Source organism: Pseudotenacibaculum sp. MALMAid0570 (assembly GCF_040151415.1).
GTDB lineage: Bacteria > Bacteroidota > Bacteroidia > Flavobacteriales > Flavobacteriaceae > Polaribacter.
On sequence record NZ_JBDKWF010000045.1, the window covers coordinates 223,224 to 243,295 of the forward strand.

General features: G+C 32.8%; 19 protein-coding genes and 1 tRNA gene. 14 read left to right on the top strand and 6 right to left on the bottom strand.

The features are described 5' to 3' along the window. The first annotated feature begins 13 nt into the window (after positions 1–13). The 7 genes from AAON49_RS04220 to AAON49_RS04250 all read left to right on the top strand — a co-directional run bounded on the left by AAON49_RS04220 (position 14) and on the right by AAON49_RS04250 (position 10,039). Positions 14–2,419, top strand: a complete 2,406-nt coding sequence (locus tag AAON49_RS04220; RefSeq protein WP_349552869.1) for a 3-hydroxyacyl-CoA dehydrogenase/enoyl-CoA hydratase family protein — start codon at positions 14–16, stop codon at positions 2,417–2,419. Between the two features lie 74 nt (positions 2,420–2,493). Then, positions 2,494–3,684: an acetyl-CoA C-acyltransferase gene (locus AAON49_RS04225; RefSeq protein ID WP_349552871.1), complete on the top strand. Its 1,191-nt coding sequence runs from the start codon at positions 2,494–2,496 to the stop codon at positions 3,682–3,684. A 34-nt stretch (positions 3,685–3,718) separates the two neighbouring features. Then, a complete protein-coding gene (locus tag AAON49_RS04230; RefSeq protein ID WP_349552872.1) occupies positions 3,719–4,069 on the top strand; it encodes a four helix bundle protein in 351 nt (116 codons plus the stop codon). A 39-nt stretch (positions 4,070–4,108) separates the two neighbouring features. Continuing rightward, positions 4,109–5,911, top strand: coding sequence for an acyl-CoA dehydrogenase FadE (locus AAON49_RS04235; RefSeq protein ID WP_349552874.1), 1,803 nt, complete (start codon positions 4,109–4,111; stop codon positions 5,909–5,911). A 132-nt stretch (positions 5,912–6,043) separates the two neighbouring features. After that, a complete protein-coding gene (locus tag AAON49_RS04240; protein WP_349552875.1) occupies positions 6,044–7,009 on the top strand; it encodes a M20/M25/M40 family metallo-hydrolase in 966 nt (321 codons plus the stop codon). A 148-nt stretch (positions 7,010–7,157) separates the two neighbouring features. Continuing rightward, positions 7,158–7,790 carry a LytTR family transcriptional regulator DNA-binding domain-containing protein gene (locus tag AAON49_RS04245; RefSeq protein WP_349552876.1) on the top strand — a complete coding sequence of 211 codons (633 nt, stop codon included), beginning with the start codon at positions 7,158–7,160 and terminating at the stop codon, positions 7,788–7,790. Between the two features lie 143 nt (positions 7,791–7,933). Continuing rightward, positions 7,934–10,039, top strand: coding sequence for a DUF2306 domain-containing protein (locus AAON49_RS04250; protein ID WP_349552877.1), 2,106 nt, complete (start codon positions 7,934–7,936; stop codon positions 10,037–10,039). A gap of 233 nt (positions 10,040–10,272) precedes the next feature. Here AAON49_RS04250 and AAON49_RS04255 read toward each other — a convergent pair whose 3' ends face one another. From AAON49_RS04255 to AAON49_RS04280, 6 genes are all read right to left on the bottom strand, one after another. Beyond that, positions 10,273–11,097: a DUF4097 family beta strand repeat-containing protein gene (locus AAON49_RS04255; RefSeq protein ID WP_349552878.1), complete on the bottom strand. Its 825-nt coding sequence runs from the start codon at positions 11,095–11,097 to the stop codon at positions 10,273–10,275. 4 nt (positions 11,098–11,101) lie between these two features. Beyond that, complete coding sequence (locus AAON49_RS04260; RefSeq protein ID WP_349552879.1) at positions 11,102–12,016, bottom strand: DUF4097 family beta strand repeat-containing protein; 915 nt, start codon at positions 12,014–12,016, stop codon at positions 11,102–11,104. Between the two features lie 110 nt (positions 12,017–12,126). Then, entirely contained in the window at positions 12,127–12,918 is a 792-nt protein-coding gene (locus AAON49_RS04265; protein WP_349552881.1) for a HEAT repeat domain-containing protein, read from the bottom strand. A gap of 2 nt (positions 12,919–12,920) precedes the next feature. Beyond that, positions 12,921–13,472 (bottom strand): RNA polymerase sigma factor, encoded by a 552-nt coding sequence (locus AAON49_RS04270; RefSeq protein WP_349552883.1) that lies wholly within the window; start codon positions 13,470–13,472, stop codon positions 12,921–12,923. Between the two features lie 174 nt (positions 13,473–13,646). Next, entirely contained in the window at positions 13,647–14,594 is a 948-nt protein-coding gene (trxB, locus tag AAON49_RS04275) for a thioredoxin-disulfide reductase (RefSeq protein WP_349552884.1), read from the bottom strand. Between the two features lie 135 nt (positions 14,595–14,729). Continuing rightward, positions 14,730–15,824 carry a PQQ-dependent sugar dehydrogenase gene (locus tag AAON49_RS04280; protein WP_349552885.1) on the bottom strand — a complete coding sequence of 365 codons (1,095 nt, stop codon included), beginning with the start codon at positions 15,822–15,824 and terminating at the stop codon, positions 14,730–14,732. A gap of 74 nt (positions 15,825–15,898) precedes the next feature. Between AAON49_RS04280 and AAON49_RS04285 the strand changes: the two genes are divergently transcribed. From AAON49_RS04285 to AAON49_RS04315, 7 genes are all read left to right on the top strand, one after another. After that, positions 15,899–15,973 (top strand) — tRNA-Pro (locus AAON49_RS04285). A 354-nt stretch (positions 15,974–16,327) separates the two neighbouring features. Beyond that, the gene (gene folE, locus AAON49_RS04290; RefSeq protein ID WP_349552887.1) at positions 16,328–17,023 is read left to right on the top strand and encodes a GTP cyclohydrolase I FolE; all 696 of its coding nucleotides are present in this window, start codon (positions 16,328–16,330) and stop codon (positions 17,021–17,023) included. Between the two features lie 3 nt (positions 17,024–17,026). Continuing rightward, positions 17,027–17,254 carry a hypothetical protein gene (locus tag AAON49_RS04295; protein WP_349552888.1) on the top strand — a complete coding sequence of 76 codons (228 nt, stop codon included), beginning with the start codon at positions 17,027–17,029 and terminating at the stop codon, positions 17,252–17,254. Positions 17,255–17,347: 93 nt separating this feature from the next. Further along, on the top strand, positions 17,348–17,830 hold the full coding sequence (locus AAON49_RS04300) for a glutathione peroxidase (RefSeq protein WP_349552890.1): 483 nt from the start codon (positions 17,348–17,350) through the stop codon (positions 17,828–17,830). 7 nt (positions 17,831–17,837) lie between these two features. After that, positions 17,838–18,299, top strand: coding sequence for a TspO/MBR family protein (locus tag AAON49_RS04305; protein ID WP_349552891.1), 462 nt, complete (start codon positions 17,838–17,840; stop codon positions 18,297–18,299). A gap of 1 nt (position 18,300) precedes the next feature. Continuing rightward, on the top strand, positions 18,301–18,771 hold the full coding sequence (locus tag AAON49_RS04310; RefSeq protein WP_349552893.1) for an SRPBCC family protein: 471 nt from the start codon (positions 18,301–18,303) through the stop codon (positions 18,769–18,771). Beyond that, entirely contained in the window at positions 18,765–20,066 is a 1,302-nt protein-coding gene (locus AAON49_RS04315) for a cryptochrome/photolyase family protein (RefSeq protein WP_349552990.1), read from the top strand. The genes AAON49_RS04310 and AAON49_RS04315 overlap by 7 nt, the downstream gene beginning before the upstream one ends. Positions 20,067–20,072 lie beyond the last annotated feature (6 nt).

Below are 20,072 nucleotides of genomic sequence, written 5' to 3' on the forward strand. Positions count from 1 at the left end.
AATTTTAAAACAAATGATTAGAAGAATCAAGAAAGTTGCCGTCATCGGTTCCGGAATTATGGGAAGCGGTATTGCTTGTCACTTTGCCAATATTGGTGTTGAAGTTCTTTTATTGGATATCGTTCCAAGAGAACTTACAGACAAAGAAAAAGCAAAAGGATTAACTTTAGAAGATAAAGTAGTTCGAAACAGATTGGTAAACGATGCTTTAACAGCTTCATTAAAATCAAAACCTTCACCTATATATAACCCAAAGTTTGCTGATAGAATAACTACTGGAAATCTTGAAGACGATTTACATAAAATCAAAGATGTAGATTGGGTAATGGAAGTAGTTGTAGAAAGGCTAGATATCAAACAAAAAGTTTTTGAACAAGTAGAAAAGTATAGAACTCCAGGAACAATAGTTTCATCTAACACTTCTGGAATTCCTATCAAATTCATGAATGAAGGTAGAAGTGAAGATTTCCAAAAACATTTTGCAGTAACTCACTTCTTTAACCCTCCAAGGTATTTAAGGCTTTTTGAAGTAGTACCTGGCCCTCAATGTAAACAAGAGGTAACCGATTTCTTAATGATGTATGGTGAAAAATTCTTGGGTAAAACATCAGTATTAGCGAAAGATACTCCTGCATTTATTGGAAACAGAATAGGAATATTTGGAATCCAAAGTCTTTTTCATCAAGTAAAAGAGTTAGGCTTAACTATTGAAGAAGTTGATAAACTAACTGGACCAGTCATAGGTAGACCCAAATCAGCTACTTTTAGAACAGTAGATGTTGTTGGTCTAGACACTCTGGTTCATGTGGCTAATGGCTTGTATGAAAATTGTCTTGAAGACGAAGCTCACGAGTTGTTTAAACTTCCAGACTTTATTCAAACAATGATGGAGAATAAATGGTTAGGAAGTAAAACCAAACAAGGTTTCTACAAAAAAACTGTAAATGCAGAAGGAAAGAAAGAAATTCTTTCTTTAGACTTGAATACATTAGAATATCGCTCAAAACAACGAGCGAAATTTGCAACACTTGAACTTACAAAATCTATAGACAAACCTATTGACAGGTTTAAAGTATTGATTGGAGGTAAAGATAAAGCAGGTGAGTTTTACAGAAAGAATTTCGCTGCTATGTTTGCCTATGTACAAAATCGTATCCCAGAAATCTCTGATGAGTTATACAGAATTGATGATGCAATGAAAGCAGGATTCGGTTGGGAAAATGGGCCTTTCGAAATTTGGGATTCCATTGGAATTGAAAAAGGAATTGAATTGATGAAATCAGAAGGTAAAGAACCTGCTGCTTGGGTAACTGAAATGATTAGCAAAGGAGAGACTTCATTTTACACAGTAAAAGATGGTGCCACCTATTACTATGACATTCCTGCTAAAAAACAAACAAAAAAACCAGGGCAAGATGCCTTTATCATATTAGACAATATCAGAGAGTCAAAAGCTGTATTTAAAAATTCTGGTGTTGTTGTAGAAGACTTAGGAGATGGGATTTTAAATGTAGAATTCCAATCCAAAATGAATACAATCGGGGGAGATGTATTGGATGGCTTGAATAAAGCCATTGATATGGCAGAAAAAGATTACCAAGGACTTGTCATTGGTAATCAAGCTGCCAATTTTTCTGTAGGAGCTAACATCGGTATGATATTTATGATGGCTGTTGAACAAGAGTATGACGAACTAAATATGGCTATCAAATATTTCCAAGATAGCATGATGCGTTTACGCTATTCTTCTATCCCAACTATTGCTGCTCCTCATGGAATGGCTTTAGGAGGTGGTTGCGAATTATCTATGCATGCAGACAAAGCAGTAGCAGCTGCAGAAACATATATAGGATTAGTTGAGTTTGGAGTTGGAGTAATTCCAGGCGGTGGTGGATCAAAAGAGTTTGCGATGCGCGCTGCTGATTCTTTCAAAAAAGGAGATGTAGAATTAAATGTACTACAAGAATACTTCTTAACAATTGGAATGGCTAAAGTGGCAACTTCTGCATATGAAGCTTTCGATTTAGGAATTTTCCAAAAAGGAAAAGACGTTGTTGTAGTTAATAAAGATCGTCAAATTGCTGAAGCTAAGAAACATGCTTTATTATTAGCTGAAGCTGGTTATACACAACCTCCAAAAAGAAAAGATATTAAAGTACTTGGAAAGCAGGCTTTAGGAATGTTCTTAGTTGGAACAGACTCTATGGAAGCTGCACATTATATTTCTGAGCACGATAAAAAAATTGCCAATAAACTTGCCTATGTAATGGCAGGAGGAGATTTATCAGAACCTACCAGAGTTACCGAACAGTATCTACTGGATATAGAACGTGAAGCATTCTTGAGTTTATCAACAGAACGTAAGACTTTAGAAAGAATTCAACACATGTTAAAAACTGGTAAACCATTGCGTAATTAGAAAAAGAACCAAGATGAAAGAATAAAGACTACTAGTCTGGTCTCTTGATTCTTAACTCTAAAAATCTTAAAAAAATGAAAACAGCATATATAGTAAAAGGATATAGAACAGCCGTAGGAAAAGCTCCTAAAGGATTGTTTAGATTCAAAAGAACAGATGAGTTAGCAGCTGAAACAATTCAGCATATGATGAAAGAACTTCCTGAGTTGGATGTAAAACGTATTGATGATGTTATTGTTGGGAATGCTATGCCAGAGGGTTCGCAAGGATTAAATATGGCTAGATTAATCTCTTTAATGGGGTTAAATAGTGTTGACGTTCCTGGCGTGACTGTAAATAGATTTTGCTCCTCTGGATTAGAAACTATTGCAATGGCAGCAGCAAAAATTCAAGCAGGAATGGCAGAATGTATCATTGCGGGAGGCGCAGAAAGTATGAGTTCAGTGCCTATGACTGGATACAAGACAGAATTAAATTACGATTTGGTAAACTCAGGTCATGAAGATTACTATTGGGGAATGGGAAATACAGCTGAAGCTGTGGCAAATCAATTTAAAGTTTCAAGAGAAGATCAAGATGAATTTGCCTACAATTCTCATATGAAAGCCTTAAAAGCTCAAGCTGAAGATAGATTTAAAGCTCAGATTGCACCAATTACTGTAAACCAAACATATTTGGATACCAACGGCAAAAAAGCAACAAAAAGTTATACTGTAACCAAAGACGAAGGACCAAGAGCTGGAACAAGCACTGCTATTCTAAATAAGTTACGACCAGTATTTGCTGCTGGCGGTAGTGTAACTGCAGGAAATTCATCACAAATGAGTGATGGTGCTGCTTTTGTCATGGTGATGAGTGAAGATATGGTGAAAGAACTAAACCTAGAACCTATTGCTAGATTGGTAAGTTACTCAGCTGCTGGAGTAGAACCTCGTATTATGGGAATTGGTCCTGTAGCTGCAATTCCGAAAGCATTAAAACAAGCTGGTTTACAGCAAAATAATATTGACCTAATTGAGTTAAACGAAGCTTTTGCTTCTCAATCTTTAGCAGTTATAAGAGAACTAGGACTAAATCAAGAGATTATTAATGTAAATGGAGGGGCTATTGCATTAGGACATCCTCTGGGTTGTACTGGAGCCAAATTATCTGTACAACTTTTTGATGAAATGCGCCAAAGAAATATGCAGAACAAATATGGTATGGTAACTATGTGTGTAGGAACAGGACAAGGAGCTGCAGGTATTTTTGAATTCCTGAATTAAATTATAAACTTGAAATTTTAAATTATGAATTGCTATGAAAAGAGAGAATATAATTCTGGATAAGAGTTTTGATTTTGCACTCACAATTATAGATTTATATAAAAAACTAAAAAATGAAAGTGAGCATGTAATCTCTAAACAGTTATTAAGAAGCGGAACAAGTATTGGGGCAAATGTGCAAGAAGCAACAGCTGCTTTTTCAAGAAAAGATTTCGTTCATAAGATGTCGATCTCATCCAAAGAAGCTAGAGAAACAAGATATTGGCTTCAATTGATAGATAAATCGGAATTAACGAAAATTAATGTACAAAACCATTTAATAGAAGTTGAGAACTTAGTAAAAATTCTCACCAAAATTGTAAAAACAACTCAAGAAAAGAAATAACTCAAAGTTTAGAATTGAGAATTAAAAAATTTAAAAAATATGGACACTTTAAATAAAGACATTTTACGCGGGGGACAATTCTTAGTTAAGGAAACCAATTGTGAAGACATCTTTACACCTGAGGATTTTTCTGAAGAACAACTAATGATGAAAGAAGCTGTAAAAGAGTTTAATGATCGTGAGATTATTCCTCATAAAGAACGCTTCGAAAAAAAAGACTACGCTCTTACTGAAGAGTTAATGAAAAAAGCTGGTGACCTAGGTTTCTTAGGTGTAGCTGTTCCTGAAGAATATGGAGGTTTAGGAATGGGATTTGTTTCAACAATGTTGGTTTGCGAATACATTTCTAGTGGTACTGGTTCTTTTAGTACTGCTTTTGGAGCTCATACAGGAATTGGTACGATGCCAATTACCTTATATGGTACTGAAGAACAAAAGAAAAAATATGTTCCAAAGTTAGCTACAGGTGAATGGATGGGAGCTTATTGTTTAACAGAACCTACTGCTGGTTCAGATGCAAATTCAGGAAAAACAACGGCTACATTAACCGAAGATGGAAAAGCATATAAGATTAATGGACAAAAAATGTGGATCTCTAATGCAGGGTTCTGCAATATTATGATTGTTTTCGCTAGAATTGAAGATGATAAAAACATTACTGGTTTTATTGTAGAAAATGATCCAAATAATGGAATTACTATGGGAGAAGAAGAGCATAAATTGGGTATTCGTGCTTCTTCTACTCGCCAGGTATTCTTTAGTGACACTGTTGTTCCTGTAGAAAACATGCTCTCTGTAAGAGGAGGCGGTTTTAAAATAGCAATGAATGCTTTAAATGTTGGAAGAATCAAGTTAGCTGGAGCTTGTTTAGATTCTCAAAGACGTGTATTAAACTATGCTGTAAATTACGCTAATGAACGTAAGCAGTTTAAAACTCCTTTATCCGATTTTGGAGCTATCAAATATAAAATTGCAGAAATGGCAACTAGTTGTTATGCGGGAGAATCTGCAAGTTATAGAGCTGCAAAAAATATTGAAGATAGAATTGCCTTGAGAATGGCTAGCGGAAACACACATCAAGAAGCTGAGTTAAAAGGTGTTGAAGAGTATGCAATAGAATGTTCTATTTTAAAAGTTGCTGTTTCTGAAGATGTTCAAAATTGTGCTGATGAAGGAATTCAAATTTTTGGTGGAATGGGATTTTCTGAAGAAACACCTATGGAATCTGCATGGAGAGATGCTCGTATTGCAAGAATCTATGAAGGAACCAACGAAATCAATAGAATTCTTTCTGTTGGAATGTTGCTGAAAAAAGCCATGAAAGGACATGTAGATTTATTAAACCCGGCCATGAAAGTGGCAGATGAGTTGATGGGGATTCCTTCTTTTGACAAACCTGACTATTCAGAATTGTTTTCTGAAGAAAAAGACATGATTGTGAAGTTGAAAAAAGTCTTCTTGATGGTTGCTGGATCAGCAGTACAAAAATTAGGAGCCGAACTAGAAGATCATCAACAGTTGTTGATGGCAGCTTCAAATATCTTAATTGAAATTTATATGGCTGAGTCTACCATCTTAAGAGCAGAGAAAAATGCTAAACGTTTTGGTGAAGAAGCCCAAGCTGGTCAAATAGCAATGGCAAAATTATATTTATACAATGCAATTGATATTATTATAAAAAATGGAAAAGAAGGAATTGTTTCTTTTACCGAAGGTGATGAGCAACGTATGATGTTAATGGGACTTAAGCGTTTTACAAAATATGTAAACCAACCTAATGTTGTTGCTTTAAGAAACTTAATCGCAGAAAAAGTAAAAACCGAAAACGGATATTGCTTTTAAAAATATTTAAAACATTCTTCAACTTAAAATAGGTTTTAGAATTTAGTTGTTTGTTTAAAACCGTCGCAAATGCGACGGTTTTTTTTATCGTTCAATTTTAAACTGTATTTTTATTGCCCAAACACATTTTTTATGAAGTTTAGATTTTTAGCAGCCTTTACCCTACTTACTTTTTGCAGTTTAACGTCTTGTGAAAAACAAGAAAAAATATCCATCAATAAAGATACTTTATTAGCAAACTTAAAAGAGATATCAAGCGATGCTTATGAAGGGCGAGGATTTTCAAAACCAGGTAATTATAAAGCGCAACAGTTTATTTCGGATAAGTTTAAATCTATAGGTTTAGAGGTATATGAAGGAGATAATTATGTTCAAAAGTTCAACCATACTTTTAAAGGTAAATGGAGACAACGTATGTTTCCTATAGAAAATGCTACTAAAGACTTTTCAAATGTTCCTGATACAACAGTGGTGGGCGGTAATGTGATTGGAATGATTAAAGGAGAAACTGATAAAACGATTGTGATAACTGCACATTTAGATCATTTAGGAATTCGTGATGGTAAAATATATAATGGTGCTGATGATGATGCTTCTGGAACTGCTGCATTAATTACAATGGCAGAATATTTTAAACAAAAAACTCCGAAACACACATTAATTTTTGCTGCCGTAGATGCAGAAGAGATTGGTTTGGTTGGGGCAGAATATTTTGTAAAAAACTATGAAAATGCTCAAGAAAATATTGTTTTGAATATTAATATGGATATGATCTCTCATAACGATTCCCTGAGATTATTTGCCTCTGGTTTGTATCACAATCCGCAATTAAAACCTCAACTAGAGAATATCAAAACCCCCATCAATTTGTTATTTGGTCATGATGACCCTAATAATAAAGATGAGGATGATTGGACATTCTCTTCTGATCACGGCGTTTTTCATAAGCGTAAAATTCCTTTTATTTATTTTGGTGTTGAAGATCATAAAGATTATCATAAACACACAGATACATTTGAAAACATCAATCAAGAATTTTATGTTGAAGCAGTAAAACTTATCATTCAAGTGATTGAGAATTGTGACAACTCACTGTAACATTATTTTAGCTTTTAAGTCGTTCTGGTAACTTATTTTTACAATGCAACTTAATCCATCTTTAAAACATCATATTATAATTGGAGTACTCTTATGTTTATGGAGTTTTCTCTTTGGTTTTTTTATACGCCCTTTTGAACATGGCACAATGGATTTGCTTGTTTGGATTCGGGTAAGTATTGGATTTAGCTTGGCTACTTTTATTTCCTATTCTCTAATTAGTGTTTATCAAAAAATTCTGTACCAAAAAATTGCGAAGTGGAATATTCTTTTAGAAATAAGTACATATTTACTCTTTTACATCATATATACAGCAATTACTTATACTTATTATAAAGGCTCTATTATTCGTGGTTTTTATGATCTTCCGGAGTTTGTGACTAAAATAATTCTTAACATCGCTCTTATTATTAGCCCTATCATTTTTCTAGCTAGAAGATATGTAATTAAACTGATTCCTAAGAAAGATGAGTTTATTATCATCAAAGGCGATAATAAAATGGATTTTTTAAAGATCAAAAAAGAGGAACTAATTTGTGTTTCTAACTCACAGAATTATGTAGAAATTTTCTTCTTAGAAAATGATCAATTAAAAACAAAATTAATACGAAGTTCTTTAAAGAAAGTGCAATACGAATTTGACTTCCTAATTCAAATCCATCGTTCTCATTTGATCAATCCTTCACACTTTAAATCTTGGAAAGATTCTACCACTATTTTGCTTACTCAAGTAGAGCTTCCAGTTTCTAAAAGTTATAAAAACCGACTTTTATCACTCTAATTTTCGTACCAAAAAACAACAGTTTTATACCTAAACAATTTTAATTTACCTAAAAAGCACCTGAATATACCTAACTCATAGAATCTCTTCCTCAGTAATTTTTTGACTTCTATTTTGGTCATGTCGAAATCAAAATAAATCACATGAAAAAAGTCGTAAAAATCATTCTTTGGGTTTTATTTGGAGGCCTTAGTGTCTACATTAGTTTTCACCCTGTTAAATATTTTTTAGCAGAAAACCCCATCCTGTTACTCTTGTCAAAACCAGCAGTTCTATTAGCTAACAACTTTTATATGATTTGCTTTTATCTGCATATTGTTTTTGGAGGTATCGCTTTATTAATCGGTTGGATACAATTCAGTGAAAAGTTCAGAAAAAAATATATGAATCTACATCGTCTTATTGGTAAGATCTATATTATTTCAGTTCTTATTAGTGGTATACCTGGTTTGTATATTGCTTTCTATGCTTCAGGAGGCTTATCACCTAAGTTAGGGTTTGGTATTGGAGCAGTAGTATGGGTTATACTTGCTATTCTCGGATATACTAGCATTAGAAAAGGAAATGTAATTGCTCATAAGAAATACATGATGTACAGTTATGCTGGTACATTTGGAGCAGTTACGCTACGTCTTTGGTTACCTTTATTAATTGTCGTTTTTGGAGGATTTACTTTAGCCTATCAAATTGTTGCATGGTTAAGTTGGCTGCCAAATATGCTGGTTGTTTATCTAATGCTTAAAACAAAGGAAGATCGTGTAGTCATCTATAAAAAGTTTTTCTTCAAGCAAATCGCTGTAGGAGCAATTGTTTTAATTATGACTGGTCTCCTCGTTTCTTATGCAAGCCCGCAAACCTGGTTCTACAAAAGCCCTTCTTTTGAAGGAAAAGCCTTAATTAAAGTCAATACTATTTCCTCAACTAGCTTTACACAAAACCAACTTGATGAACTTGAAAATTATTTAAAAGAAGAGTCAGAGACTACGAGTATGATGGTCTTAGAAAACGGAAAAATTGTTTTTGAATATGGTGATGTTTCTGAAATTAGCTATACCGCATCGGTAAGAAAGAGTATTCTAAGTATGTTGTACGGAAAGTATGTAGATAATGGTACAATTAATCTAAAAGAAACTATTGAAAGTTTAGATATGGATGAGGATGATGGGCTTTTACCCATAGAGAAACAAGCTACAATTGAGCATTTAATTACCGCTAGATCGGGTATTTTTCACACAGCCGCTAACGATGGATATGATTCTAACAACATTAAGAAGAGAGGTAGCAAAAAGCCTGGTGAATATTTTGTTTACAACAACTGGGACTTTAATGCTGCTGGGTACGTTCTTGAAAAGAAATCAGGAAATACTGTTTATGAAGAATTAGAACAGCAATTTGCCATTCCTCTAGGTTTTGAAGATTGGAATATTGAAAACCAATCAATGAACGAAAATAAAGAAAAGTCGAGATATTCAGCGCATCATATGCATCTATCAACACGAGATATGGCTAAGATTGGACAATTAATGATACAAGAAGGAGAATGGAACGGAAAGCAATTGATTTCTAAAGAATGGATTCGAAAAACTACTACAACAGTAACCCATAAAGATACTGTAAACTCCAGATACTTTGTTGACTCTTCTAGTCCTGTACAGCTTGGGTATTCATATATGTGGTGGCCTTTTGAAAGGTTTTATGATAATCCTGATTTCGATGGAGCCTACACAGCATCAGGAGCTTATGGCCATTTTATAACAATTATTCCTAAACGAAAAGTAGTGATTGTACATAAAACTGTGAGAGATCTTCTAACTGCCGCTGGACTTTCAAATCGTACAAGTACACCTAAATGGCGTTATTGGTGGATGCTAAGAAAATTGATGTTGAATAGAAAAAATATTACTGAATTGGCAAATGAAAAATCGACAGATGAAATCATTGAGTTTCTCATGAGGGAGTATAAAAACAAAGATTCAGAATATGCAATTTCAGAGCGTTTGATCAATGAATATGGATTGCAACTCGCTAGCGAGTCAAAACATGAAGACGCTATTAAATTCTATATGCTAAACCTAAAGTTATATCCCAATCACGGTTACTATACACATCGCATATACAATTACTATGGACAAAGTCTATTTGCATTAAATAAGAAAAAAGAAGCTTTGAAAGCCTTTCAAAAAGCATTAGAGTTTGATCCTGAGAATAGAGAACTTAAAATGAAAATTCTAAAATTAGAGCAAATTTAAGGTTATGAATAAGGCAATTTTATTTTTACTTGTGCTTACAGTTCAATTGAGTTCGAAATTTTGTTCTCACTCTAATCAGAACTACTGTAAAAAATCATCTTTTAAAGTAAAAAATACATACATCTCTAAAAAACACTCAATACTTTAATACAATGAAGAACTAGTAGAGTTTATTAACTCAAAACTAAAAAGGCTGCCAAATGGCAGCCTTTTTACTTATAGAAATTAATAATTTACTTTGAGCGGATGATCACATCACCATTATAATTTTTAAATAGAATTTCTGCTCCTCCTCCATTAATAGTTCCTACGACCCATTTTTCCACTTTTACTTGATACGTTTTTCCTTTACCCGATTTATTTCTAACAGCAATTTTAGAATCAGAAGGTTTTGCGTTGATATCAAAGTCTGTATATATTTCTCCTCTTTCTGATTTTACTTTCACTTTCGCCTTTATGTCTTTTGGAAAAGTAATATCAATATCACCATTAAAGCTGCTAAAAGCCATAGGAGCATTCGGAGTTACTTTCACAAAAGTTACTTTAATATCTTTGTTCAGAGCATCTGCGCTTACAGATCCACTAACATCTGTTAATGTAATACTTCCATTGGTATTGCTAACATCCATGGCTCCATTTACATTTTCTACTACAATATTTCCATTGTTTACTGTTCTTAACTTGAGAGAGAAATTCTTAGGAACTTGAACCTCAAAGTCGATTGCCTGATAATACCTAGTATCAACAACTACATAATTATCATCTTCTTCTGCTCTAAATTCAAGACCATTAACAGCTATTCTTTTCAAACCTTTTTTATCTCCTCCTTTATCCTTACGCCAATGCTTCCTTCCTTCTCTACGAGTTGCTTTTACAATTACCTCTTTACCTGAATATCCTTTCACAGTAATATTTCCACTGTTAATTACCAGTTTTAATTTTCCTGGCTTAGAAGGATCTGATAATGGAACTTTGATTGTTTCTTCTTGCGCTGTTAGATTTACAGCTACTAACAAAAGTAAACTTGCGATTGTTAATTTTATATATTGAATTTTCATTTGATTATTTTTTTACGATTGCATCTCCATTTAATTGGTCGAAGTGTAAGTGTACATCTCCATTTCCAATTTTAAAATGCTTGTTTGAATTTATTCTGTATTTGGTTCCTCTATTTTTTCGTTCTTTAGTTTTCTTAAAAACAGGTGTTCTTTTTTCTACATCAAAGTTTGTGTAAAAACCTCCATTCATTGTTTTATAGCTAATACTGGCATTTAAATTTTCTTTAAACTTCACATTGATATCTCCATTTAGTGATTTGTACCAACTTTCTTTCGTAGGATTCTTTGCATAGGTAATATTGATGTCTTTATTCAAAGCATTCACATCTGTTTGACCAGAAACATTATCCATATCTATAGATCCATTGATATTATGAACAATCAATAACTTTCCTTGTACATCTTTTACAGTAATATTTCCCTTATTCACCGCCTTTACGTCTATACTTGCATTTTTAGGCACCTTTACTTTAAAATCTAAGCGATACCTGTACATACGTTTTTTCCGATGCTTATAACTCCTGCGAGAACTAAAATTAAACTCATGATGTTCATAATTTCCAGTTTCTATATCGAATCTTGTATAAGGTGAGTTCATATATACATAAACAGCATCATCTTTTTTTGCCGACTTTACTCCAATTTCTTTCATTCCTTCCGCTAAATCTTCTTTAGTATCAGCAGAAACTGTTTTAATTACTTCTACTAGAATTGTACTCCCATTATATCCCTCAACATCTATAGAACCGTAGACATTGTCGATAACAACAATATTATCTGGAGATGATCTATTGAATTGTAATTCTTTCTTAATTGTTTCTTCTTTCTTGAATTTTTTCTCTTTCTGATATCGCTGAGCAGATGCTAAGGAAATGCAACCGAACATCAGAAGAATACTACATAATTTTAATTGTTTCATTTTTTACTTGTTTTGATGTTTACCTGCTATGGCAGGAATGACTTTGTTTATCTCTGTAAAAAGCGACCTAGGATTTGCCATTTACATCAAACTTTATTTACTCTTTATAACTAATATATTTTCTCTATACTTTGTTCCATTTTTTGTTTTGCACTTGTGTTTACATCTTTCTCATTAATCAATTTTTCAAAAGATTTTACCGCTTTCTTTTCTTGTAAAAGGACCATCAAATCGGCTAACTCAACTTGTACCATAGGTGATTTCTGATGCACTATAGAAGCTACTAACCCTTCTCTTACTATTGGCATATTTGTATAGTTTTTCAAAGCTTCTATAGCAGACAAACGTACATTCACGTTCGAGTCGTTATTCAACGTAGAAAACAAGGCTTTTATAATGGTTTCTGTTACACTATCTAATTTAATAACTTCGTTAACCGCTTTCAGTCTTTGAGTTGCCGAAGGCTGATCTAATAAGGTTAATACCAATTGCGACCGAACTTCTTCAGTTTCTTGTTTAGCTATTCTAACAGAGTCTTTCGATGAGTCACTTTTAAAGTCTACAAGGTTTCCAACGAAAAACCCCGCCACTAAAATCGCCAATGTGTAAGCCAATTGTTTCGAAAAACTTCCAAATAAAAGATTCTCTAGTGTTTTTAGAAAAGGTACTTTTTCCTTTCTATTTTCTTCCGCATTAAGCATGGTGTAAAACTTCACATCCATCGTTGATGAAGGTTCAGGAATTTCTTCTTGAGCTCCATCCCAAAACAGTTTAGCCTCTTCAAATTCTTTTTGACGCTCTGGATTATCTATCAAAAACTGTTCAAACTCTTTCTGTTTTTGTTCAGTTAAATTTTCTGATAAATAATCAATAATTATTTCTTTAAACTCGTTGTAATTCATTGTTATCTCTTTTCTAATGTTAGAAAAATATCTTTTAACTCGTTAAGGGCTCTGTGCACTTTTATTCTCGCATTGCCTTCTGTGCATCCCATGATTTCTCCTACTTCTTTATATTTCAATTCTTTGAATTTGCTAAGAATGATAAATTCTTTCTTTTCAGGAGATAATAAATTGATTGCCTTTTTTAAATTGATTGTGTTTTCATTCTTAATAATTGCCTCACCAACATCATCATGCCCATTTAATGAATAACCAATATCATCAATATCTTTATGCACGTGTTTTTTATTTTTTTTAAAGTTATCGTAGCTTGTATTTCGCGCAATTTGAAATAACCATACTACAAATTTGCTTTCTTCAGTATAGGTATGCTTATACTTTAAGATTTTCACAAATACATTTTGCACAAGGTCTTCGCTTAAGCTAGCATCTTTATTCATCTGATAAAAGAATCCGAAAAGTCTTTTTTTATAACGTTCATACAAAAGCCCAAGCTTATGAGTATCTCCGTTTTTTACTTTTAGCATTAGTGAATTATCAGATAATGTGTTCAAGTTTTATGTATTGGTTGGTTAATGTTGAACTGATAAACTGTTGTTTTTTAAAAACGTTACAAATTAGTTCTATTTTTTTTTATTCAAATTACTTCTTATATGAAATAGACGTTTAGTATATAAAAAAAGAGGCTGCAAATTGCAGCCTCTTTTTTTTATCTTTTGAGTTATATCTTAATTCAAGCTTCCTAAGTATCTTTCAGCATCTAAAGCGGCCATGCAACCTGTTCCTGCAGCAGTAACTGCTTGTCTGTATTCTTTATCTTGTACATCACCTGCTGCAAAAACACCAGGGATATTTGTTTTGGTGCTTTTTCCTTCTGTGATGATATAACCAGTATCATCCATATCTATGACTCCTTTAAATAAGTCTGTATTTGGTTTGTGACCTATTGCTATAAAAACTCCCATTACAGGTATATCGTGTTTCTCACCGGATACATTGTTTACAACTCTAACTCCTTCTACAACATTCTCTCCTAGTACATCATCTAATTCTGAATTGAATAGTACTTCTAAGTTTTCAGTACTCATTACTCTGTGCTGCATTGCCTTAGAAGCTCTCATTTCATCTCTTCTTACCAACATGGTTACTTTCTTACATAACTTTGCTAGATAGGTAGCTTCTTCTGCCGCGGTATCACCACCTCCAACAACTACAACATCTTGTCCTTTGTAAAAGAATCCATCACAAGTAGCACAAGCAGAAACACCACCTCCTATTAAGCGTTGTTCATTTTCAAGTCCAAGGTATTTGGCTGTTGCTCCTGTAGAAATAATAACAGACTCTGCCTCTATTTCTTTAGAATCATCTACAATTACTTTATGAATTCCTCCAACTTTATCAGACAATTCAACCTTAGTAATCATTCCAAAACGCACATCAGTTCCAAAACGTTCAGCTTGCTTTTTTAGATCTTCCATCATCATAGTTCCATCAGTCCCATTGGGATATCCTGGGAAATTATCAACTTCCGTCGTAGTAGTTAACTGACCACCCATTTGTAAACCGGTATACATTACAGGTTTTAAATCTGCTCTTGAAGCATAAATTGCTGCTGTATATCCTGCAGGTCCTGAACCAATAATCAGGCATTCTATTCTTTCTGTATTTTCAGACATGATTCTGTACTATTTTTTAATGCTTACAAATGTAATTTTTTTTGATTTTTATACGATTGAAATCGTATATATTTTTGCAATTAGAAGATAAATAAATTCAATCCTTACATTGTAAGGAACTTTGCAGATAGTTTTTTATTTTTTTGGTAGTAGTTTTACAATCCCCAGGTTTTCAATTCCTACATAGATAAAACCATCGTTTCCTTGTTCTATAGAGCGAACTCTTCCTAATCCTTCAAGAATCTTTTCCTCTTTAATAACTTTATCATTCTCTATAGTGCAAACAGAAACATATTCAAATTTTAAAGAGCCAACCAACAAACTTCCTTTTAAAGTTCCATAATTATTACTTGAGATAAAAGCCATTCCGCTAGGTGCAATAGATGGCGTCCAATGATGTAGAGGGTCTTTCATTCCTGGAAGTGAGGTGTTATTTGTGAATTTTGAACCACTATAGTTGATTCCAAAACTAGCTTTAGGCCAACCGTAGTTTATTCCTTTTTCTATGATATTAATTTCATCACCTCCTCTTGGCCCGTGTTCGTGAGTCCATATTTCACCTGTAAAAGGATTGGTTTCCATTCCTTGCGGGTTTCTGTGACCAAAACTATAAATAGCTTTTTTAGCTCCTGATTTTTTTACAAATGGATTGTCTTCAGGAATTTTACCATCATCATGAAGCCTATAAATTTTTCCTCCATCTCTAGTAACATCTTGTGGATTAGCATCTCTATCTCCTCTATCTCCAATACTAAAGTAGACATAGCCTTCTCTGTCAAAGGCAATTCTAGACCCAAAATGCTGTCCTCTTGTACTATTAGGAGATGCTTTGTACAAAATTTTCTTTTCGCTTAATTTTCCATCTTTAAATATAGCTCTCATTAACACTGTATTATAACCTCTTCCGCTTCCATGTGATGCTATGTAAGTAAAATAGATATATCTATTGTTAGCAAAATCTGGGTGCAATTCTATATCCATTAAACCTCCTTGACCATATTGCTCAATAGATGGGAGACTATTTATTTTTGTTTTTTTTCCATTCTTAAAATGAATAAGTTCTCCTTTTTTTTCAGTAATTAACATTGAGTTATCAGGTAAAAAAGTAAAACCCCAAGGGTTAGACAAATCTTTTACAATTACTTCATGTTTATATTCTTGAGCAAATGCAAAAGAACTTATCAAAAAACTAGCAATAACAATTAAAACAGAACTCTTAAAAACTCTCATAAACCCTTAGTTATTTTTATATCACAAATCTTATACAATATAGAAATAATGTAGTAACTTTGCAATCCACTTTTCGGGGTGTAGCGTAGCCCGGTCATCGCGCCTGCTTTGGGAGCAGGAGGTCGCAGGTTCGAATCCTGCCACCCCGACACAGAGAGTCAAGAATGAATCTGGTTTTGACTCTCTTTTCTTTTGCATAAGAATATTCTATTTCGGTATAAAATAAAAGATTAGGATTTTGCTTTAAGGCACGAAAACTAGAGTTACTTTTATAAAACGTATATTATTACACCTTAATTAATAGTTTAAAAATGAACATTTTATAATTAAATGTTAATTTTTGTTTAATCATTTTTTTATTTCGTTAAACAAAACTATATTTATCCTATATTTAAGGATTTATATTTTTTCTCGACATAATTAGTATAATTCTTAAATACTAAAAATATACGACTAACAAGTGCTTTGCTTTTTATTAAAGACAGCACTAAAAAAAGATGACAATGAGTTTAGAAATAGTAACTAAAAAACAAAACGGAATTAAATTAAATGGTTTTTCTTATGACGAAATTGGAGATGATCATTTATACACTGGATTAGAAACTCCTTTAAAACCCGAAGCTTTTGCACTTTCTGACGATCAAAAGAAAGAAAAAATAGCTTCTTTATTTGGGCAAATAATGGACGTGTTAGGATTAGACCTAACAGATGATTCCTTAAAAGGCACTCCTAATCGAGTTGCAAAAATGTATATTGAGGAAATATTCTCTGGTTTAAACCCTAAAAACAAACCAAAAATTGCTTTATTTGAAAATAAATACGAGTACAATCAAATGCTTGTAGAAAAGAATATTACATTCTATTCTAATTGTGAGCACCATTTTGTACCTATTATAGGAAAAGCTCATGTAGCATACATTTCTTCTGGAAAAGTAATTGGTCTTTCAAAATTAAATCGTATTGTTGAGTATTATGCGAAAAGACCTCAAGTTCAAGAACGATTAACAAATCAAATTGCAAACGAACTAAAAAAAATACTAGAAACAGAAGATGTAGCAGTTATAATAGACGCTAAACATTTATGCGTATCATCTAGAGGTGTTAAGGATGATACATCTGCAACGGTCACCTCATACTATGGAGGGAAATTTAACGTTCCTTCTAAACTAAGTGAATTGTTGAACTACATAAACAATTAAACAATGGATATTATAGAAAAAGCACTGGAGTTTGAAAATAGAAAGCACAAATTTGTGACTACTAGTGATCGTATTCTAGCTTCTAGAGAAGTGAAAAGTTTGATTTTAGGGGTTAATGAAATCTATAAAGAGAGTAAAGACTCTAATCTGATGGATCTAATGAAACGATTGACAGTCATTAAACAAAAAATTGAAAAGCGTTTAAAAGGTCGTCCTTTAAATGCAGCATAAATAATTTCAACTTAATTACTCCCCCTAGATATTGTCAACTTAGTTCATCAAATAAGATGAATTAAGTTGACTTATTTATTTAAAAACAAAACTATGCAAAGCAATTCTAATCTATATCAACTAAAAATTAATTCGATTCAAGGCAAACCAATTGGCTTTAAAGATTTTCAAGGAAAGAATATTTTGTTTGTCAACGTTGCTTCCAAATGCGGTTTTACTCCTCAATACAAAGGATTGCAAGAGTTATACGATCAATATCAAGAAAAACTTATGATTATAGGCGTTCCCTGTAATCAGTTTGGGAAACAAGAACCTGGTTCTTCAAAAGATATAGAGCAATTTTGCGAGATTAATTTTGGGGTTACTTTTCTCATTACAGAAAAGGTTGATGTAAAAGGTGCACATCAACATCCTTTATATTCTTGGCTGACAAAAAAGTCTGAAAATGGCAAAAAAAATTCTTCTGTAAAATGGAATTTCCAAAAGTACTTAGTGAATGAAAATGGAGAATTAATTGATTATTATTATTCTTTGACTAAGCCAATGAGTTCTAAAATTACAAAACATCTTAAATAATCATTCTTTGAAAAAAGCAAAACTTTTAATACTATTTTTTATCGTAAACTTTGGAGGGTTAGCTCTAGGAATGTTACTTATGAATAATGGTCCGCAATCTGAATGGTATTCTAATCTAAACAAAGCTCCATGGACACCTCCAAGCTGGGTATTTGGCACTGCGTGGACAACCATTATGCTTTGCTTCTCTATTTATTTGGTTTATTTTTTTTCAGAAAATCATCAGCCAAAAAAGACAATACTATATATCATTCAAGTCATTCTTAATGTGAGCTGGAATTATGTTTTCTTCAATCAACATCTTGTCGGAGGTGGACTAGTGATTTTAATTCTCTTAACCTCATTAATTTTTTATTTCTTTTTTATCTTTTTCAAAGAGCAGAAACAAAAAAGTTATTTTCTACTTCCTTATATGATATGGCTATGTATAGCTACATCACTAAACCTATATATCCTAATACACAATTAGCATGAAGATATACCGATTACATAAAAAACAAAGTTTACCAATTTCAATTGATGAAGCTTGGGCATTTTTGTCTAGTCCTGCTAATTTAAAAACGATTACTCCAAGTTATATGAGTTTTGATATCTTATCTGGAGCAGACAGACCGATGTATCCTGGTCAGATTATACAATACATTGTTACTCCAGTTATGGGAATAAAAACAAAGTGGGTGACAGAAATCACCCATGTTGTTGATCGAAAATATTTTGTAGATGAGCAACGCTTCGGACCATACGCTTTATGGCATCATAAACACTTTATCAAGGAAATTGATGGCGGTGTTGAAATGGAAGATATTATAGATTATAAAGTTCCTCTAGGATTCTTAGGGAGAATGATTCATCCTTTTATTGTAAAGCCAAAGCTAGAAGAAATCTTCAATTACAGACAGAAAAAATTAATAGAACTTTTTGGAGTATATCAAAGATCATGAATCAAATTACAGTTTTTTGGTTTCGTAGAGATTTAAGATTACATGATAACACGGGATTATATCATGCTTTAAAAAGTGGAAAAAAAGTACTTCCTATCTTCATCTTTGATTCTACAATTTTGAAAAAATTACCCAAGAACGATGCTCGTGTTACTTTTATTCACAATCAACTCACTTCTATAAATAAACAATTAAAAACTGTTGGATCTGGACTGAATGTATATCATGGAGAACCTAAAAAAATATTCGAATCACTCTTACAAAAATTAGATATTGATACCGTTTATACAAACCATGACTATGAACCTTATGCTATACAGCGCGATCTTGAAATAAAAACTCTTCTCAATTCAAAAAACATCAACTTCAGCACCTATAAAGATCAAGTGATTTTTGAAAAAAATGAGATTGTAAAACAAGATGGGGCTCCTTATGTAGTATATACACCTTACTCAAAAAAATGGCTAGAAGCCTATCGACAAAAACCTTTCTTAGAATTTCCTTCTGAAGGTTTACTTGAGAATTGTTTACAACAGAGTTCATCTCATTTCTTATCTCTTTCAGATATAGGATTCGAGAAAAACCATTCAACAGTTGTTGATTATAAAATTACTTCTAATCTTATACAACAATATGAAGGCACAAGGAATTTTCCTGCCTTAGACAGTACCTCTAAACTAGGCACCCACCTTCGCTTTGGCACTGTCAGCATTAGAAAAGTTGCTTTAAAAGCTAAAAATGAAGAAAATAATACTTTTCTAAAAGAATTGATATGGCGTGAATTTTTCATGCAAATATTATGGCATTTCCCGCATACAGTAGACAAAGCTTTTAAACCAAAATACGACCGAATTGTTTGGAGAAACAATGAAAATGAATTTAAAATATGGACTGAAGGGAAAACTGGTTTTCCACTAGTAGATGCGGGTATGCGTCAACTCAATGAAACTGGATTTATGCACAATCGTGTTCGGATGTTGGTTGGCAGTTTTTTGTGTAAACATCTTCTAATAGATTGGCGTTGGGGCGAAGCATACTTTGCAGAGAAATTGCACGATTATGAAATGGCAAGCAATATTGGTAATTGGCAATGGATAGCCGGATGTGGTGTAGACGCTGCTCCTTATTTTAGAATCTTTAACCCTATTACACAAATTCAAAAATTTGACAAGGATTTGGAGTACGTAAAAAAATGGGTCCCAGATTATCAAGAACTTACGTATCCTCAACCAATGGTGGATCATAAGTTTGCACGAGAGCGTTGTTTAAAAACATATAAAGAAGCTTTAACCTAAAAGCTT

Coding starts and splice junctions, on each gene's coding strand:
- AAON49_RS04220 (WP_349552869.1), top strand. CDS start 14: ATGATTAGAAGAATCAAGAAAGTTGCCGTCATCGGTTCCGGAATTATG.
- AAON49_RS04260 (WP_349552879.1), bottom strand. CDS start 12,016: ATGAAACAATTAAAATTATGTAGTATTCTTCTGATGTTCGGTTGCATT.
- AAON49_RS04280 (WP_349552885.1), bottom strand. CDS start 15,824: ATGAGAGTTTTTAAGAGTTCTGTTTTAATTGTTATTGCTAGTTTTTTG.
- AAON49_RS04230 (WP_349552872.1), top strand. CDS start 3,719: ATGAAAAGAGAGAATATAATTCTGGATAAGAGTTTTGATTTTGCACTC.
- AAON49_RS04310 (WP_349552893.1), top strand. CDS start 18,301: ATGAAGATATACCGATTACATAAAAAACAAAGTTTACCAATTTCAATT.
- AAON49_RS04255 (WP_349552878.1), bottom strand. CDS start 11,097: ATGAAAATTCAATATATAAAATTAACAATCGCAAGTTTACTTTTGTTA.
- trxB (WP_349552884.1), bottom strand. CDS start 14,594: ATGTCTGAAAATACAGAAAGAATAGAATGCCTGATTATTGGTTCAGGA.
- folE (WP_349552887.1), top strand. CDS start 16,328: ATGAGTTTAGAAATAGTAACTAAAAAACAAAACGGAATTAAATTAAAT.
- AAON49_RS04300 (WP_349552890.1), top strand. CDS start 17,348: ATGCAAAGCAATTCTAATCTATATCAACTAAAAATTAATTCGATTCAA.
- AAON49_RS04295 (WP_349552888.1), top strand. CDS start 17,027: ATGGATATTATAGAAAAAGCACTGGAGTTTGAAAATAGAAAGCACAAA.
- AAON49_RS04245 (WP_349552876.1), top strand. CDS start 7,158: ATGGATTTGCTTGTTTGGATTCGGGTAAGTATTGGATTTAGCTTGGCT.
- AAON49_RS04225 (WP_349552871.1), top strand. CDS start 2,494: ATGAAAACAGCATATATAGTAAAAGGATATAGAACAGCCGTAGGAAAA.
- AAON49_RS04235 (WP_349552874.1), top strand. CDS start 4,109: ATGGACACTTTAAATAAAGACATTTTACGCGGGGGACAATTCTTAGTT.
- AAON49_RS04265 (WP_349552881.1), bottom strand. CDS start 12,918: ATGAATTACAACGAGTTTAAAGAAATAATTATTGATTATTTATCAGAA.
- AAON49_RS04240 (WP_349552875.1), top strand. CDS start 6,044: ATGAAGTTTAGATTTTTAGCAGCCTTTACCCTACTTACTTTTTGCAGT.
- AAON49_RS04250 (WP_349552877.1), top strand. CDS start 7,934: ATGAAAAAAGTCGTAAAAATCATTCTTTGGGTTTTATTTGGAGGCCTT.